Source organism: Rhizobium metallidurans (assembly GCF_014196505.1).
Classification (GTDB): Bacteria; Pseudomonadota; Alphaproteobacteria; order Rhizobiales; family Rhizobiaceae; genus Rhizobium; species Rhizobium metallidurans.
Map to the genome: position 1 here is coordinate 53,868 of NZ_JACIDW010000013.1, position 16,905 is coordinate 70,772.

At 64.1% G+C, this 16,905-nt stretch carries 15 protein-coding genes; 5 read left to right on the forward strand and 10 right to left on the reverse strand.

The window, feature by feature from the left end; all coding sequences use genetic code 11:
- Nucleotides 1–62 precede the first annotated feature (62 nt).
- On the reverse strand, nucleotides 63–2,573 hold the full coding sequence (locus tag GGQ67_RS17965; RefSeq protein ID WP_183901578.1) for a ligase-associated DNA damage response DEXH box helicase: 2,511 nt from the start codon (nucleotides 2,571–2,573) through the stop codon (nucleotides 63–65).
- 103 nt (nucleotides 2,574–2,676) lie between these two features.
- Nucleotides 2,677–3,432 carry an ABC transporter substrate-binding protein gene (locus tag GGQ67_RS17970; protein WP_183901501.1) on the reverse strand — a complete coding sequence of 252 codons (756 nt, stop codon included), beginning with the start codon at nucleotides 3,430–3,432 and terminating at the stop codon, nucleotides 2,677–2,679.
- A 181-nt stretch (nucleotides 3,433–3,613) separates the two neighbouring features.
- Here GGQ67_RS17970 and GGQ67_RS17975 point away from each other — a divergent pair, with 181 nt between their 5' ends.
- Nucleotides 3,614–4,114: an RrF2 family transcriptional regulator gene (locus tag GGQ67_RS17975; RefSeq protein WP_183901502.1), complete on the forward strand. Its 501-nt coding sequence runs from the start codon at nucleotides 3,614–3,616 to the stop codon at nucleotides 4,112–4,114.
- Between the two features lie 21 nt (nucleotides 4,115–4,135).
- A complete protein-coding gene (locus GGQ67_RS17980) occupies nucleotides 4,136–4,597 on the forward strand; it encodes a carboxymuconolactone decarboxylase family protein (protein ID WP_183901503.1) in 462 nt (153 codons plus the stop codon).
- A gap of 56 nt (nucleotides 4,598–4,653) precedes the next feature.
- Here GGQ67_RS17980 and GGQ67_RS17985 read toward each other — a convergent pair whose 3' ends face one another.
- From GGQ67_RS17985 to GGQ67_RS17995, 3 genes are all read right to left on the reverse strand, one after another.
- Nucleotides 4,654–5,238: a transglycosylase SLT domain-containing protein gene (locus tag GGQ67_RS17985; protein WP_183901504.1), complete on the reverse strand. Its 585-nt coding sequence runs from the start codon at nucleotides 5,236–5,238 to the stop codon at nucleotides 4,654–4,656.
- Between the two features lie 148 nt (nucleotides 5,239–5,386).
- Entirely contained in the window at nucleotides 5,387–6,190 is an 804-nt protein-coding gene (locus tag GGQ67_RS17990; protein ID WP_183901505.1) for a TIGR02186 family protein, read from the reverse strand.
- The gene (locus GGQ67_RS17995) at nucleotides 6,190–7,110 is read right to left on the reverse strand and encodes a TSUP family transporter (RefSeq protein ID WP_183901506.1); all 921 of its coding nucleotides are present in this window, start codon (nucleotides 7,108–7,110) and stop codon (nucleotides 6,190–6,192) included. The genes GGQ67_RS17990 and GGQ67_RS17995 overlap by 1 nt, the downstream gene beginning before the upstream one ends.
- A 346-nt stretch (nucleotides 7,111–7,456) precedes the next feature.
- Between GGQ67_RS17995 and GGQ67_RS18000 the strand changes: the two genes are divergently transcribed.
- Nucleotides 7,457–8,011 (forward strand): DUF922 domain-containing Zn-dependent protease, encoded by a 555-nt coding sequence (locus tag GGQ67_RS18000; RefSeq protein WP_183901579.1) that lies wholly within the window; start codon nucleotides 7,457–7,459, stop codon nucleotides 8,009–8,011.
- A gap of 16 nt (nucleotides 8,012–8,027) precedes the next feature.
- Here GGQ67_RS18000 and GGQ67_RS18005 read toward each other — a convergent pair whose 3' ends face one another.
- Nucleotides 8,028–8,657, reverse strand: coding sequence for a TerC family protein (locus GGQ67_RS18005; protein ID WP_183901507.1), 630 nt, complete (start codon nucleotides 8,655–8,657; stop codon nucleotides 8,028–8,030).
- 126 nt (nucleotides 8,658–8,783) lie between these two features.
- Nucleotides 8,784–9,248, reverse strand: a complete 465-nt coding sequence (locus tag GGQ67_RS18010; RefSeq protein ID WP_183901508.1) for an RrF2 family transcriptional regulator — start codon at nucleotides 9,246–9,248, stop codon at nucleotides 8,784–8,786.
- Nucleotides 9,249–9,366: 118 nt separating this feature from the next.
- Between GGQ67_RS18010 and GGQ67_RS18015 the strand changes: the two genes are divergently transcribed.
- Nucleotides 9,367–10,266, forward strand: a complete 900-nt coding sequence (locus GGQ67_RS18015) for an NAD(P)/FAD-dependent oxidoreductase (RefSeq protein WP_183901509.1) — start codon at nucleotides 9,367–9,369, stop codon at nucleotides 10,264–10,266.
- Between the two features lie 101 nt (nucleotides 10,267–10,367).
- Here the strand turns inward: GGQ67_RS18015 and GGQ67_RS18020 are convergent, their stop codons facing one another.
- Together GGQ67_RS18020 and GGQ67_RS18025 are read right to left on the reverse strand one after the other, a co-directional pair.
- Nucleotides 10,368–14,171: an SEL1-like repeat protein gene (locus GGQ67_RS18020; protein ID WP_183901510.1), complete on the reverse strand. Its 3,804-nt coding sequence runs from the start codon at nucleotides 14,169–14,171 to the stop codon at nucleotides 10,368–10,370.
- Between the two features lie 372 nt (nucleotides 14,172–14,543).
- Nucleotides 14,544–14,978 (reverse strand): Lrp/AsnC family transcriptional regulator, encoded by a 435-nt coding sequence (locus GGQ67_RS18025; protein ID WP_246400234.1) that lies wholly within the window; start codon nucleotides 14,976–14,978, stop codon nucleotides 14,544–14,546.
- A gap of 147 nt (nucleotides 14,979–15,125) precedes the next feature.
- Between GGQ67_RS18025 and GGQ67_RS18030 the strand changes: the two genes are divergently transcribed.
- Complete coding sequence (locus GGQ67_RS18030; RefSeq protein WP_183901512.1) at nucleotides 15,126–16,409, forward strand: cystathionine gamma-synthase family protein; 1,284 nt, start codon at nucleotides 15,126–15,128, stop codon at nucleotides 16,407–16,409.
- A gap of 27 nt (nucleotides 16,410–16,436) precedes the next feature.
- Here the strand turns inward: GGQ67_RS18030 and GGQ67_RS18035 are convergent, their stop codons facing one another.
- Nucleotides 16,437–16,808, reverse strand: a complete 372-nt coding sequence (locus tag GGQ67_RS18035) for a hypothetical protein (protein ID WP_183901513.1) — start codon at nucleotides 16,806–16,808, stop codon at nucleotides 16,437–16,439.
- Nucleotides 16,809–16,905 lie beyond the last annotated feature (97 nt).

Below are 16,905 nucleotides of genomic sequence, written 5' to 3' on the forward strand. Positions count from 1 at the left end.
TGACCTCGGCGGTGCGGCCGGTAAGTCCCTCCCCCTTGTGGGGAGGGGTTGGGGAGGGGACTTTACTCCAAAGCCTCGGCAATCAGGTCGTCCGCCGCTTCCGCCAGCAGATGGTCCTGCGCCTCGCCATGCACATGCTCCTTGCCAATCTCCAGCATCACGGGCACGGCGAGCGGCGAGATGTGCTCCAGCGGGCGGTGGGTGATGTGCCCCTTGATTCGCTTCAGCATATCGCCAAGACGGCCGATGTCCAAAAGCCCGGTCGCCGCGTCCTGCCGCGTCGCCTGAAGCAGGATGTGGTCGGGCTCGTGGGTCCTCAGCACATCGTAGATCAGATCGGCCGAAACCGTCACCTGCCGGCCGCTCTTTTCCTTGCCCGGGTGCCGGCGCTCGATCAAGCCTGCAATCACGGCGCAATTGCGGAACGTGCGCTTCAGAAGGAAGGATTCGTCGAGCCAGCTTTCGAGATCGTCGCCCAGCATGTCCTCGTCGAAGAGCTCGGAGAGGCTGAGCCGGCCGCTTGATATCATCCGCCCCATATCCTCCAGCCCCCAGATGCCGAGCGAGTAGTCGGTGGCGACGAAGCCCAGCGGCTTGGCGCCTGATCGTTCCAGCCGGCGGGTCAGAAGCATGCCGAGCGTCTGGTGCGCCAGCCGACCCTCGAACGGGTAGGCCACCATGTAGCAGCGGCTGCCGCGCGGGAAGGTCTCGATCAGCAGCTCGTCGCGCTTCGGCAGGATCGATTTCTCCTTCTGGATCGCCAGCCAGTCGCGCACCTGGTCCGGCAGCCGGTGCCAGCGGTCGGGATCGTCCAGCATCGAGCGCACCTGATCGGCGAGATAGGTCGAGAGCGGAAACTTGCCGCCGGCATAGGACGGTATCTTCGGATCGTTGGAATAGGCCTGGCTCGCCAGCGCCTCGTTCTCGCGTATCCCCTCGAACCGCAGCACCTTGCCGGAGAAGATGAAGGTGTCGCCGGGTGAAAGCTGCTCGAAGAAATACTCCTCCATCTTGCCGAGCGTCGCCCCGCCGCGCCCGATGCGGCCGCCTTCGCCGCGCTTCACCATCTTCAGGTTCAGCATCGGGCTCTCGACGATCGTGCCCGAATTGAGCCGGTATTGCTGCGCCACCTGCGGATTGGAGACGCGCCAGCGCCCCTCCCTGGTCTTGCGGATGCGGGCATAGCGCTCGTAGGTGCGCAGCGCATAGCCGCCGGTAGCGACGAAATCGACGACCCGCTCGAAGGTCTCCCAGGGAAGATCCGCATAGGGCGAGGCGCTGATGATCTCGTCGTAGAGTTCCAGCATGTCGAAGGGCTCGGCGCAGGCCATGCCGAGAACATGCTGGGCGAGCACATCAAGCGCGCCGCGCCCGATAGGCGGCGTGTCCTGCGCGCCGATATAGTTGGCGTCGAGTGCCGCCTGGCACTCCATCACCTCGAAACGGTTGGCGGGAACGAGGATCGCCTTGGAGGGCTCGTCCATCCGGTGGTTGGCGCGGCCGATGCGCTGCGCCAGCCGCGAGGCGCCCTTCGGCGCGCCGACATGGATAACGAGATCGACGTCGCCCCAGTCGATGCCGAGGTCGAGCGTCGAGGTGGCGACCACGGCGCGCAGCCGGTTCGCCGCCATCGCCGCCTCCACCTTGCGGCGCTGACCGACATCGAGCGAGCCGTGATGCAGCGCGATCGGCAGATTGTCGTCGTTGGCGGTCCAAAGCTCCTGAAACAGCATCTCGGCCTGGCTGCGGGTGTTGACGAAGAGCAGCGTCGTCTGGTGCTCGAGCAGCTGTTTGTAGACATCGGGGATCGCGTATTTCGCAGAGTGGCCTGACCAGGGAATGCGCTCTTCCGTGGAAAGGATCGAGATGTCGGGCTTGGCCCCGCCCTCGACGGTGACGATCCCCGCATGACGCTCCTCGCCGTCGGCCTGCGCCACCAGCCATTTCTGCAGCTCCAGCGGCTCGGCGACGGTTGCCGAGAGCCCGATCGTCTGCAGCTTCGGCGCAAGTCGCCTGAGCCGCGCCAGCCCCAGCGACAGCATGTGACCGCGCTTCGACGTGACCAGCGAATGCAGTTCGTCGAAGATGATGTATCTGAGATCCTTGAAGAAGCGCTCGGCCTCGCCATTGGCAATGAGCAGCGCCACCTGCTCCGGCGTCGTCAAAAGGATGTCGGGCGGGCTGAGCTTCTGACGCTGCCGCTTGGACACCGGCGTGTCGCCGGTGCGGTTCTCGACGGTGACGGGCAGCCCCATCTCCTGCACCGGCTTCATCAGATTGCGCTCGATATCGACCGCCAGCGCCTTCAGCGGCGAGACGTAGAGCGTGTGGATGCCGGTAAAGGCCGAGCCAGGCGGCATCTTGCCGCGGCGGGTGAGGTCGGTGAGCGACGGCAGAAAGCCGGCCAGTGTCTTGCCGGCGCCGGTGGGCGCGATCAACAATGTGCTCTCGCCGGCCTCGGCCCGCGCCAGAAGCTCCAGCTGATGCCTGCGCGGCTGCCAGCCCTTCTCCGCGAACCAGCGGGTAAAGGGGGCGGGCAGGGATATCAGGCGTTCACTATCGATCTGGTCCACCGCCTGAATGTAGTTCAAACCGCGCCGATGAGAAGGCGGTCCGTTCGCTATCGGCGAAAAGTGCGAAGCCTGAGGGGGCCTCGCACTTTGGCCACGCGATCGATCAGTAGATGTCGAAGGGGAAATACTGCTTGGTGATCTTCTGGTAGGTGCCGTTGGCAACCAGCGCGTCGATCGCCTTGTTGAAGCGCTCCTTCAACTCGGTCTCGCCCTTGCGGATGCCGATACCGGCCTGCGTCTCTGTTCCGGGCACGTCGCCGAGGAGCTTGCAGCAATCCTTGCCGGCCTTGTTCAGCCAGTCGACGACCACGAACTTGTCGGAGACCAGCGCATCGGTGCGGCCGTTCTGCAGGTCGGCCACTGCCTCGTCCTGCGTCGGGTAGAGCTTCGCCTCGGCGCCGCCCTTGGCGTAGACGTCGCTGGTATAATTGGCCTGCGTCGTCGATGCCTGCGCGCCGACCACCTTGCCCTTCATGTCCTCGACGGAGACACCCTTGATCGGGCTGTCCTTGGGCACGGCGACGGCAAGCGGCGTCGTGTAGTATTTGTTGGTGAAGTCGATCTGCTTCTTGCGTTCCTCGGTGATGCTCATCGAGGCGATGATCGCGTCGTATTTCTTGGCCAGCAGCCCGGGGATGATGCCGTCCCAATCCTGGGCGACGATCGTGCACTTGGCCTTCATCTCCTCGCACAGCGCCTTGGCCATGTCGACGTCGAGCCCCTTCAGGCTGCCGTCCGACTCCACGTAGTTGAAGGGTGGATAGGCGCCCTCGGTCGCGATCCGGATGGTGTCTTCGGCCGACGCCAGATGCGTCGTGGCGAGAAGCGCCGCGGCCGTGAGGAAGATCGTCTTTTTCATTGATGTTCCCTTTTGGAGTGTTTTGACACTGCAACCTTAGCTGATCCCAATCGCTTCACAAGCCTTCGCTGAATAAGCCGAAAGTCTACCGCATCGGGCGCAATCGCGACGCCTCGGAAAGACGATTGACGCGCAGGATATTCATGGATATATTTTATCCATGAATTGAGGAGGCGGTCGCATGAAACTCGGAGACGGTGTCGAACAGGCCATTCACAGCGTGGCGATGCTCTCGGGCCTTTCCGAGGGCGGGGTGCTTTCGGCGGCCGCGCTCGCGGAGTTTCACGGTGTCTCGACCAGCTATCTGTTGAAGCACCTTCAGGCGCTCTCCGGCGGCGGCATCCTCCATACCGTGCCCGGCCCGAAGGGCGGCTATCGCCTTGCGAGGCCGGCGGAGAAGATCACGCTGCTCGATATCGTGCTCGCCGTCGAAGGGCCTGCACCTGCCTTTCGCTGCAACGAAATTCGCCAGCGCGGACCGAACCCGGCGCCGGACCGCTTCTTTGCCAAGCCGTGCAACATCTCGGCGGCGATGCTGAAGGCCGAGCGCGTCTATCGCGCCGAGCTTGCCAAGACCACCATTGCCGATCTCGGCGCCGAACTGGCGGAGATCGACGACGGGACGATCGCAGCCAGAAGCTGCGCGTTCCTGGAACTGCATGAACGTCGAACGGCTCGCTGAGCCATCAAAGGAGAAAGTGCCATGCAACCGCGTTTCAATTTCGCCAAGGCCGCACCCGAAGCCTACAAGGCCGTGCTCGCGCTTGAGGATTACGTCCAGAAGTCCGGCCTCGAGCGCCGCTTCATCCACCTGATCAAGCTGCGGGCCTCGCAGATCAACGGCTGTGCCTATTGCGTCGACATGCACGTCAAGGAAGCCCGCCACGACGGCCTGAGCGAACAGTGGATCAACCTCATGTGCGTCTGGCATGAATCGCCGGTCTACGACGAACGCGAACGCGCGCTGCTCGGCTGGGTCGATGCTGTCACCAAGGTCGCCCAGACGGGTGCGCCCGATGCCGATTATGAGGCGCTGAAGGCGCATTTCAGCGAAGCCGAGATGATGAACATCACGGTTGCCATCGGCGCCATCAATGTCTGGAACCGCCTGGCCGTCGGCTTCCGCGCCCAGCACCCGATCGACAAGACGGCCAGGGCCGCCTGATATCGATGTGAATGTGGACAGGGCCGGCGGCGATCGCCGGCCCTTTGTCATTCAAGTCAGCTGCAGCCGCCCTGCAACTGCTGCTGATAGGTCGCCGCCATGTTGGAGAAGCGCTGCGCCGTCTTCTGCAGCTTCGGGTTCGAGCGCCAGTCGCCGCGCATATATCCCTTCGGACCGGAATAGTAGGCGAGGTAGAGGCTGTAGGCGTCGTTGAGCTGGATGCCCGTCGTCTGGCTGTTCTGCGAGTGATACCAGCCGATGAAATCGATCGCGTCGGCGAAGTTGGTGCGCCGCGCGCTCCAGTTTCCGGTTGCCGACTGGTAGTGATCCCAGGTGCCGTTGAGCGCCTGCGAATAGCCGTAGGCGGTCGATTGCCGTTTCCACGGGATGAAGCCGAACAGCTTCGTGCGCGGCGGCCGCGCGTTCGGCTGGAAGCCCGATTCCGTGTACATCGTCGCCATCAGGATCGGCACCGGCACGCCGTATTTCTTCTCGGCCTTCTCGGCGGAGCGCTGCCAGCTGGTGAACACCCCGTCGCGCTGGTCGAACACCGCGCAGATGTTCCGGGTCTGTTTGGGCGCGGTCGCGCAGCCGGCAAGCACAGCCAGCATGGCGACGGCAAGGAGAGTACGGATACGCATGACTGAAACCTCTCGACGTCGGATAGATTACTAACCGGTAAATCTTAATGGTCGGTTTTTAGACAATGACGAAGCCGTGATCATCTTGTGGCGAGAGCGGGGCGGGGCTCGCCGTCGCCGGAAAAGACCGATCGCGATCTGTGATCGATTACTCCTTGCGGAACATCACGCTGGCGCCCCAGCCGGTAACGACCGCCAGAAACACGGCGAACAGGCCGTAGAGTATGGGCTGCTCGTGCGCGGCATCGGTGATCGTCTGCTCGATGCCGGTCTTGATCACGCGCAACGGCGCCGATTTCTCGGTGACGAACTTGCCGCTCTTGAACAGATAGGCGCGAACCGTATGCACGCCGTTTGGAATGTTGGCGGGCAGTCGCAGGCTGGCCTTGAACAGGTTGGAGCTGACGAAGCGCACGCCGCTCGGATCGCGGACGTAAAGGCCGCTGCGTTCCTGCAGCCGACGATAGGCATCGCGGAATTCGCCGACATTGCTGGCATTGCCGAGAAAGCCCATGGGCGTCAGCGGAATGTGGTCGATGCCGATACCGCGATCGGTCAGATCGAGCGGCGTCGTTACATCGTTGAGCATGCGCGAGCTCGACATCGAATAGGAATTTGGCACCGTCTCGAATGTCATCGAACGCGTGTTGACCCAGATTCCGAACACCCGTTCCTTCTTGCGCACGGTGGCATTGTCGCGCGGGCCTTCCAGCACCACGACCACGTCATATTGGCCAATCGCCAGCAGCAGGCTGTCGGTATTGGTCAAGGCTCCGAAGATCGTCAGATCCGCCCCGTGAAAATCGGAGGTGATGGCGATCTCGCTGGTCGAGGTGCCGATTTCCAGCCCTTCGGCAATCGGCTGCGTTGCCTGTCCCGGCAGCAGCATCTGCGCGCCGGCGGCCGTTGGCAGCATCAGGGAGAAGAGCAGGGCGCGCAGCAGACGACGCATCAGTTGCCACCTATCGCGACCGAATAGATGTCGCTCGGTGTGACGACCAGCGCGACGGCCAGGCGAAGGCCGACGGCCAGAACCAAAAGGCCGAGCAGCGCGCGCAGCTGTTCACCGCGCAGCTTCTGGCCGACTCGGACGCCGTATTGCGCGCCGATCACGCCGGCGATCATCAGGATGAAGGCAAGCACGATATCGACCGAGAAGTTGGTCGCTGCCTGCACCACCGTTGTATAGGCGGTGACGAAGATGATCTGGAACAGCGAGGTCCCGACGACGACGTTGGTCGGAATGCGCAGCAGATAGATCATCGCCGGCACCATGATGAACCCGCCGCCCACGCCCATGACCGACGTCAAGATGCCGATGCCAAAGCCGAGCGCTATGATCGGGATGACACTGAGAAAGATCTTCGATTTCTTGAACCGCATTTTCAGCGGCAGGCGATGAACCCAGTGGTGGTGCCCCGGCCGGCGCGGCGCCGGCGGAATGTTCTTCGACGCCCGCCGCATGGCGTTGATGCTTTCAAACAGCATCAGCCCGCCGACCGTACCGAGGAACAGCACGTACATCAGCGAGATGATCAGATCGAGCTGGCCGATCCGGCGCAGCAGCGAAAACACCCATATGCCGACTGTCGCGCCCGCCAGGCCGCCCACCAGAAGCACCGAGCCGAGCTTCACATCCAGCGTTCCGCGCCTGAAATGGGTGAGTGCGCCCGAAATCGACGAGGCCACCACCTGGTTGGCGCCGGTGGCGACGGCGACGACGGGGGGGATGTTATAGAAGATCAGAAGCGGTGTGATGAGAAAGCCGCCGCCGACGCCGAACATGCCGGACAGGAAGCCGACGGCCGCACCCATGCCGAGGATGATGAAAATGTTCACCGACAATTCTGCGATGGGCAGATAGATTGTCACAGCCGACCCCGATTTGCGCACGACCCCACGGGCCGTTCCCTTCCCCACATCTTGTGCGAATGAGACACCGTAGCCCGAAATCGTTGCGATAGGCTTTCGATCAGCGACACCGTGTCTCCTCAATACGCGAAGAATTCTGATTAATCAGGCTTTTTTCAGGTTTTGTGACAATCGCGGCACACTGTCCGCCGCAAGTGCCAAGGAGGGCGGTGAAGATCGGCTGAACGTCCGCTGGCGCGATTGAACGGCGGACGGCGGCTCTCTAGATTGGCCGCGCCAACGAGATACGGGGGACCATGTGAGATCAGCGATTCGAAAGTTGACGCTCGGCGCGCTGATCGCGTCGATGCCGGCCGTGGCATCGGCGCAGTGGAAGCCGGTCGAAGACGTGCGCAACTACGCCATAACCGGCACGACCGGCGCCGAGCTCTACCGCTCGATCGGCGAGCGCGGTCCCGAGGTCGGCGGTCAGGCGCGGGTCATCGCCCACACTACCTTCAAGCTGACATGGACGCGCAAATACGAGCGGCAGCCGGATAACGCCTGCAAGCTGACGGTGGCCAGGCCGAAGCTGACGATCATCTACACATTGCCCAAGCCGTCCGCCCGGCTCTCGCCATCGGTTCAGGCCGGCTGGAACAGCTTCATCGAGGCCATCCGCACGCATGAGCGCGTGCACGGGGACACCATCGTCGACATGGTGAAGGAGATCGAGACGCTGAGCCTCGGCTTTTCCGCGCCCGACGATCCCGACTGCGGCAAGATACGCGCCAACCTCACTGAGCGCCTCGGCGAGATATCCGCGAGGCAGCGCCAGCGCGGCCGCGATTTCGATAGAGTGGAGATGAGCGACGGCGGCAATGTGCAGGCGCTCATCCTGAAACTCGTGAACGGCCCCTGAAAAGGGGCCGCGGGCGTCAGCCGCCGGTTGCCGCTGCCATGTACGGCCAGACTTCCAGCGTGCCGCGATAGATCATGTTCAAGGCGACATAGAGGATGATCGCCAGGCCGACATAGGCGATCCAGTGATAGCGGTTGAGGAGGCGCGCGATGAAGTTCGCGGCAATACCCATCATCGCGATCGACAGGATCAGGCCGATGACCAGCACGGTCGGATGTTCGCGGGCCGCGCCGGCGACCGCGAGCACGTTGTCGAGCGACATCGACACGTCGGCGATGACGATCTGCGTCGCGGCCTGGAAGAAGGTCTTGCGTGGCGCCTGTGTGCCCTCGCCATTCTGCCCTTCGGCGTCCTGGGCGCTGTTGGCGCGGATTTCCCGCCACATCTTCCAGCAGACCCACAGAAGCAGGATACCGCCCGCGAGCAGCAGGCCGATGATTTCAAGCAACTGCACGGTGACGCTGGCAAGCGCGATACGCAGCACGGTGGCGGCAATGATACCGACCAGAATGGCCTTCTTGCGCTGATCGGGGGCAAGGCCCGCGGCCGCGAGCCCGATAACGACGGCATTGTCGCCGGCCAGGACCAGGTCGATGACGATGACCTGCAGAAGCGCCAGCAAGCCGGCGGATGTGAATATTTCCATGATGCGATAAATCCCTGCGCTGCCCGAAGCCTCTCCCCGGCGTCGCCAAGGCTTAAATGATCGGTCGGCAATGGATCAAGTGCTGTCGGCCAGCTTCCGCAAAAGATCCGCGCCTTTCGCGTAGATTCAGGCGGATGCCGATTGTTCCGTGTGAATATTGCATCGCCCCTCCGGCATGCGCCGGTCGAAGTCGGCCGCGATGTCGGCGATGGTGATGGTGCGAAGACGCTCGAGCAGCAAGGCCTCGGCCTCCTTCAGCGCATCGCCGAGTTTCGCATCGACGGCCTGTTCCACCAGGCATTCCGGTTGATCGACCGATGGTCCGATCGCAAACAGCGGCGGCTTGCCGATCGCTTCGTAGATGTCGAACAGCGTGATCTGGTCGAGGCCGCGGGCGAGCTCCCAGCCGCCGCCATGGCCCTGCTCGGATCGGACATAGCCGCTGTCGCGCAGGCCCGCCATGGTCCGCCGGACGACGACCGCGTTGGTGCCGAGCATTTTCGAAATGGTTTCCGATGTCGCGCGCTTGTAGTGCCGGTCCATGTGGATCAGCACGTGCAGCATGCGCGAAAGGCGGCTGTCGCGTCTCATTCGCTTACTCCTGTTGCGAGCAGTGTAACGCCGGCGATCATTTGTAACAAGATAGGTTACGTGTCTTGACGACAGGCTTTTATGTAACATATGAAGATGCGAAAGATAGGAGCACGTCATGATTTACGATGTCATCATTGTCGGCGGCAGTTTCGCCGGCCAGTCCGCCGCCATGCAACTCGCCCGCGCCCGCCGCAACGTGCTGGTCGTCGACGGCCGCAAGCCGCGCAATCGCTTCGCCGCCGCATCCCACGGCTTTCTCGGCCAGGATGGAAAGGCGCCCGAGGCAATCATCGCCGAGGCGTCACGCCAGCTCGCCCTCTACAGGACGGTGACGCAGCTGGAGGGTGAAGCGACCGACATCGGCAGGCAAGGGGATGTGTTCTCGCTGACGCTTGCCGATGGCGAAACGCTGCGCGCCGCCCGCGTCGTTCTCGCCACCGGTGTTCGCGACGAGCTTCCCGATATCGATGGATTGCAACAGCGCTGGGGCAAGACCGTGATGCATTGCCCCTATTGCCATGGCTACGAAGTCGCCGACCAGCCGCTCGGCGTGCTTGCCGGCGGCCCGATGTCGGTCCATCAGGCGCAGATGATCCCGGATTGGGGGCCGACCACCTATTTCACGCAAGGAGAATGGGAGCCGGATCCCGAGCAGGCGGCGTTGCTCGATGCGCGCGGCGTCGTCGTCGTCCGCAGCCCGGTCGTCGAGTTGCTGGGAGAACAGACGAAGCTGGAAGCCGTCCGGCTCAAGGACGGCCGCGTCGTGCCGCTCGGCGGCCTGTTCGTCGCGCCGAAGACGCATCTCGTGAGCCCCCTTGCCGAGCAGCTCGGCTGCGCGCTGGAAGCCGGTCCCACCGGCCCCTTCATCCGCGTCGACAATTTTCAGCAGACCACGGTCAAGGGCGTCTATGCCGCCGGCGATGCGGCGGTCGCGATGGCCAATGCGACCATGGCCTCGGCCGCGGGCGTGATGGCCGGCGTTGCCGCCCACCGCTCGCTGATCATGCCGGACTAAACCCGCGCCGGCGAAAGGCATTTGGCCAGGCGATCTTCAATCAAACGAAAATCCCCCGCGAACGACGGTTCGCGGGGGATATGTAGCGAGCCCTTGCTCGATCAGGCCTTGGTCGATGGCGCCTTGTTGCGTTCCAGCAGCGCCTTGACGGTCGCGTCGTTGATCTTGCCGCTCGGCTCCTGGCCGATCGACTTCTGGAAGCTCTTGATCGCGGCAACCGTCTTGGTTCCCATTTCACCGTCCGGCTGGCCGGCGTCGAAACCGTTATTGTTCAGGATCGCCTGGATGTTGCGGATCGCCCGCTTCATGTCGACGCTGGATGTCTTGATGCCGGCGCCGGTGCCGGCCCATTCGTCTGGAACCTGGATGCCGTTGGCCTTGTTGTCGAGCGGCTCGGCCTTCCAGAGATCCGCCTTGGCGCGAGCCTTTTCCAGCTGATCCGGCTTCATGGCATTGGCCACTTCGTCGCGCTTCTGCGAAGCGTCCTTGTCGCCGCCCTTGGCCGCGATCGCGAACCACTTGTAGGATTCCGTCAGGTCCTGCGGCACGCCGTTGCCGCGAGCGCACAGGATCGCCAGGTTGAACTGGCTGTCGGTGATGCCGAGGTTGGCGGCCTTTGTGAACCAGTTGGCCGCTGCCGAATAATCCTGCTGCCCAAGCGCGCCGGAGGCGTAGAGCACGGCGAGATTGTGCATCGCGTTCGCGTTGCCCTGGCTCGCGGCTTGTTCGTAGAACTGCTTGGCCTTGTCGGCGTCGCGGGCAACGCCGTTGCCCTTCTCGTACATGCTGCCCAGGCGGTATTGCGCCGGTGCGAAGCCTCTGTCGGCCGCCAGCTGATACCAGTTCAGCGCCTGGTTCGCATCGGCGGTCACGCCCGCGCGGCCTTCGCTGTAGCGTGCGCCGATTTCAAACAGCGCCAGCGGATCGCCGGACTTTGCCGCATCCGAGAGCGACTTTGGCTGGATCGTGTCGGGGACGGCGATCTCGGCGGTCGGCGCCGTCGCGGCTGCCGATGGTGCCGGGTCGTTGGCGGTGAATGCCGATGTGTCCTGCGGAGCGCCGGAAGGCGAGAGCGTGCCGCTGCCGCCGAGCGGTGCGGCTTCGGTCAGGCGCTCGGGCGTGCCGGGCTCGGTCGGCGCCGGTGCGGTGTCCGCCGTCACCGGCGGGGTCTGCGTCGACACGGCAGGTGCCTCCGGCGCTGCGGCGACGGGCGCGGAAGGCTCAGGCGCGGTTTCGCTGTCGGCCGGTAGAGTTCCGTTCTGTCCGTCGGTGATCGCCGCCACTTCCGCGGTCGGCGCGGGTGCGCCCGACGTCAGCGTGCGGGCCAGCGGAAACGCCATGATCGCCAGAAGCACGGCGCCGACGGCAAGCAGGATCGGACGCCGGAAGCGCGAAAACGCGCTGCCCTTGCCTGATTCCTTGGCCGGGTCCTTGATCTTCGCCTTCTTCTCGCCCTTCACCGACGCGGTCTTGCCGCTGGGGTCGACTTCGAGGGCGGCAGCCTGCGCGGCACGGCGGGCGGCCGCGATATAGTCGGCGCGATCCGTATCGCTTTCCGGTTTCGGATTGGTGCGGGCCGCGTTCTGGCTGGCGCGGACGCGTTCCAGGATCTTCTTGACGTCGGGTGCGCCGGAACCCGGCTCCAGCGGCTCGTTGGCCGCTTCCGCCGGCATCACGTCAACAGGATCGATCGACGGAGCCGGGTCGATGACGGCGCGTTCGCCGGTCTTGGCCTTCTTCGACGGCAGCAGGCGCTTGCCGAGGCTGACGAGCAGGCTTCCCTTGGCGGCTGCGGCGGGCTTGCTGGCGGCCTCGATGGCAATGGCGCTGGTGTCGGATGGAGCGATCGCGGGCGCGGCCGGCTCTGGCGCGGTTTCTGTCTTGCGCACCGCTTCCGGCACGCGCGTGCCGAACACGGCGGGCTTCTCGATCTCTTCGGCGCCGGCCTGCGTCATCGCGTAGGGATCGACGTTGAAATCGACGTCGGCGGTCGGCATCCGCGCCGGCGGACGGGCCGTGCGGCTTTCCATGTCGTCCAGCCGGTCGGCGATGTGCACCAGCGTTTCGTGCAGCGCCTGGAACGTCTTGTGCGTGCGTTCCTCGCCGCTGCGGCTCAGATCCTCGAGATGACGCAGATCGGCCGCCAGCGCGTTGAGCGCCGACATGTCGACGCCGGCAGCGCCGCCCGTCAGGGCGCCATTGCGCGAATAGGCCTCGACAACCGCCTCGGCGGCCTGACGGGCCGCTTCGACGATATATTCGTCGCTGGTCGCCATATAGTCTTCGATCGCGCCCATGCGGCGGTCGAAATCGATGGCGATCTCGGTGCTCGGGCGCGGCTCGCTCATCAGCGCGGAAAGATTGGCGATCTGGTCTTCCAGATTGCGCAGCGCATTCGCGTCGGTCGCGGGCGCTGCCGAGCTTTCGTCGAGACGCGCGGCGATATCGCTCAGCCGGTCCTCGATGCGCAGGAATGCGGCGTCGTCGACAGGGGTCTGGATCGCCTGCTGCGGCTGGAATTCCATCTCGTCGATGCGGCGGGCGAGATAGTCGAGGCGCTGCGCCAGCGCGTCGTTGACGGCGCCGTTCTCCAGCGCGTCGATCTTGCGCGAGATATCGGCGAGCGCGCCGGTCAGTTCCGGCTGCGGAGCGGCCCGCTGGCTCTTCTCTAGCAGGAAGGCCAGATGTTCGAGCCGTTCGTCGAGCCGCGACGTGGCCTCGGCATTGGCGACTTCCTCGACACGCGCGGTCAGGGCTTCCAGCCGTTCGGCGAGACCGTCGGCCGGGCTCGCGCGGCTTGCCACGCTCTGGCCCATCATCTCGATCTGTTCGGCAAGGCCGCTCAACCGTCCCTCGAGGCGGTGCATGGCGGCCGGGTCGCCCGACGTCGCGGCACGGCCGGTCGCGGCGATCGCGCGGCTGATTTCGTCGAGGCGGCTGTCCATCGACGCGAACTGCTCGGACATCGCCCGGTCATGCGGCTGGATCATGCTGCCGAACTGCTCCATCGCCGTGGCGATGGAGATGAGCTTGTCTTCGAGTGCCTTGACGGCCGGGCTCTCGCCCATGCCGCCGATATGGCGCTTGATATCGTCGAGGCGGTAGGCAAGCGCCACCAGCTCTTCCTGCAGGCCTGACGTGTCGATCGCGTGCAGCTGGTTTTCGAAGCCGTCCCAGCGCTGGTCCATGTGGCGCAGCGAATCCTCGCGCGCCAGCCCGTCCATCAGCGAGCGCAGGTCTTCGAATTCGCCGCGCAGGCCATGGGCCTCCGAGGTCTCCGAGCGCGCGGCCAGATGGTTGATGCTGTCGGCAAGCCGGCTCATGTCGGCATGAATGTCTTCGGCGAAAGGACGGTCGGCGGCCGTCGCCTTGATCTCGCGCAGCTCGCCGCGCAGTGCGTCCATTTCGCGGGCGACGCCCTCGGAGATATCGCGCTTCAAATCCTGGCGCAGGCTGACGAGCGCCTGGGCGATTTCCGTCATCGTGTCTTCGCCACCACGCGGATGGGCGACGGGTGCCTGCGGCGGCTGGACGGCCGCGCGCGGCTGCGGCGCTGGCGTCTGTGCGGGAGCCGGCTGGGCCGCATAGGCCGTCGCCTGCTCGCGGGGTGCGTAAGAAGTGGTCTCGCGGGCGGCACGCTCGCGGCTCGCATCGAGCATGCGCTGGCGCTGGCGGATCTCGGCGAGCGGATCGGGACGCGGCTCGGCGGCGGCGTATGGCGCGCGCGGGGCGTAGCTGGCGGGGGCGGTTTCGCGTTCGGGCGCCGGCGGGCGATTGCGCTGCTCGCGCACCCCGCTGCCGATCAAGCCTTCGATCCGTGCTTCCAATCCCTCGATCGTGCGGTTCAGCGCGTCAAGCGACGCCCTGTCGGAAGGCCGGGGAGAATGTGATCGCGATCCGTTCATCTTCTTGCTCGCTTATCTGTTCGCACCCTCGTCAGGGCCGATCATTGGCTTTTCCGTCAGAGCCGCAACGAATGCGGATCAGAGAGCATCGTCCATAAGAGGATATTCAATTAGGCTTTCCTCAAGCTGTACGTGTGGCGCGCATTCCATAAAACGCGAGACTTGAAAGAAGGAATGCAGGACACCAATGCTCAACCGTCACCTTTCACGGAACGTGGTAAATAACCCGTTAACCGGTGTGGAGATTTTTTAACTTTTGCGGGTGCCACGGCCGATTTCGTGCCGAAACCGGTCTTCTAATGTACAAGCAGGCTCAGGCGGATACCGCCGCTGCCGCCGCGTGTCGGCCGACAAGGAGGGAGAGGCGAAGCGCTAGATCCGGCGCGCCTTGATCGTGTTCATCACGAAGCTCGTCTCGATCGTGTCGACGCATTTCAGCCGCGCGATCTTCTCCTTGACGAAGCGCTCGTAGTCGTCGAGCCCCGAGCTCATCACCTTGAGCACGTAATCCCGCGATCCGGTGACGAGATGGCATTCCAGCACCTCGTCCCATTCGCGCACGGCATTCTCGAACATCCGGATTTCGTCCTCGTGCTGGCGGCTGAGGCGGATCGAGGCGAGCGCCGTCATCGTCCAGCCGTTGACGGCGGGATCGATCAGCGCGGTATATCCCTGGATGATCTCGGCCTCCTCGAGCCGCCGCAAGCGGCGCAGGCAGGCGGAGGCGGAAAGGCCGACACGCTCGGCGAGTTCGTTGTTGGCAATCCGCGCGTCGCCGGCGAGCTCCTTCAGAATCCGCCGGTCCATCTCATCCGCAACTTTCTGCACGCAATCTTCTCCGCTCTCGCACGATGTTGCTTCCAACATCGCAGCCGCGCTCCAAATAGCAATAACACCGCATGCTTTTCGATATATTTTGCCGTTATCAATTCATCTTTGAAGCAGGAGACGACCATGACCGCGCCGCATCCCTCCAAGACCCATATCGGCAATCACGCCCTGCATCCCGAAACCCAGATGCTGAACTATGGCTACGATCCCGAACTGTCAGAGGGCGCGGTCAAGCCGCCGGTGTTCCTGACCTCGACATTCGTGTTCAAGTCCGCCGAGGATGGCCGCGATTTCTTCGATTATGTCTCCGGCCGCCGCGAGCCGCCGGCGGGGCAGGGGGCCGGCCTCGTCTATTCGCGTTTCAATCATCCGAACAGCGAGATCGTCGAGGATCGCCTCGCCGTCTACGAGCGCACGGAGAGCTGCGCGCTGTTCTCGTCCGGCATGTCGGCCATCGCCACTACGCTGCTGGCCTTCGTGCGCCCGGGTGATGCGGTGCTGCACTCGCAACCGCTCTATGGCGGCACGGAAACCTTGCTCGCCAAGACCTTCCTCAATCTCGGTGTCGCGGCCGTCGGTTTCGCCGATGGTGTCGACGAGACATCGGTGCGGGCCGCCGCCGAACAGGCGATGGCCAAGGGCCGGGTGTCGATGATCCTCGTGGAGACCCCTGCGAACCCGACCAACAGCCTTGTCGATGTCGCGATGATGCACCGCATAGCCGACATGATCGGCGCCAAGCAGGGCCACACGCCGATCGTCGCCTGCGACAACACGCTGCTCGGTCCCGTCTTCCAGCGCCCGATCGAGCACGGCGCCGACATCTCGCTCTATTCGCTGACCAAATATGTGGGCGGCCACTCCGACCTGATCGCCGGCGCCGCACTCGGCAGCAAGGCTGTCATGAAGCAGGTCAAGGCGCTGAGAGGCGCGATCGGCACGCAGCTCGATCCGCACTCCTGCTGGATGCTCGGCCGCTCGCTGGAAACGTTGCAGATCCGCATGGAGCGCGCCAACAACAACGCGCTCGCGGTGGCGGACTTCCTGCGCGCGCATCCGAAGGTCAGGAAAATCCATTATCTTCCATATCACGAGCCGTCATCGCCGCTCGGCCGCACCTTCGCCGCGCAATGCACCGGCGCCGGATCGACTTTTTCCTTCGATATCGAAGGCGGTCAGCCGGCCTCGTTCAAATTCCTCAACGCGCTGCAGATCTTCAAGCTCGCCGTCAGCCTGGGCGGCACGGAATCGCTCGCCAGCCATCCGGCGACGATGACGCACTCCGGCGTTCCGGCCGATGTGCGTCAAAGGATCGGCGTTCTGGATTCCACCATCCGCCTGTCGATCGGCATCGAGCATCCAGACGATCTCATTGCCGATCTGACCCAGGCGCTGGACGCGGCCTGATCGCCGCGAATGGGAAAAGGTGGCGGCTCAGGCCGCCGCCGTCTCCCTCACATCGTCGAGCAGGAAGTGCACGACCACATATTTGGTGGTGAAGTGGCGTCCGCCCTCGGTGACGTTGTCGACCGTACCGCCATCGGCGGGATGCCAGGCGTGGTAGTGCGGATTGGTGGTGATCAGCGTCACCGCCTTGCCGAGGTTTCTGCCGTCGAGCCGGTAGCGCGCTTCCGCCAGCGGCCAGATGCGCTCGTAATCCTCCATCGGAATGCGGACTTTTAACGCTTGCCGGCTGATTGCCTCGCTGCGCGAGCCGTCCTCATGTTCTATCGCGGGAAGATCGAGTGCCACTTCTTCTGCGTTGTCCAGAACGAAGTTGAACTCTTCGGGCCACATCCGTCTCATGAAATCGCTCCTCCTAAGCTTTTTCGTCGGTTAGCCAACGAAGTTTAGCGCGTCTTCGGCAGGAAGCAAACGATACCTGCGGCGCGCCCGCCAGACG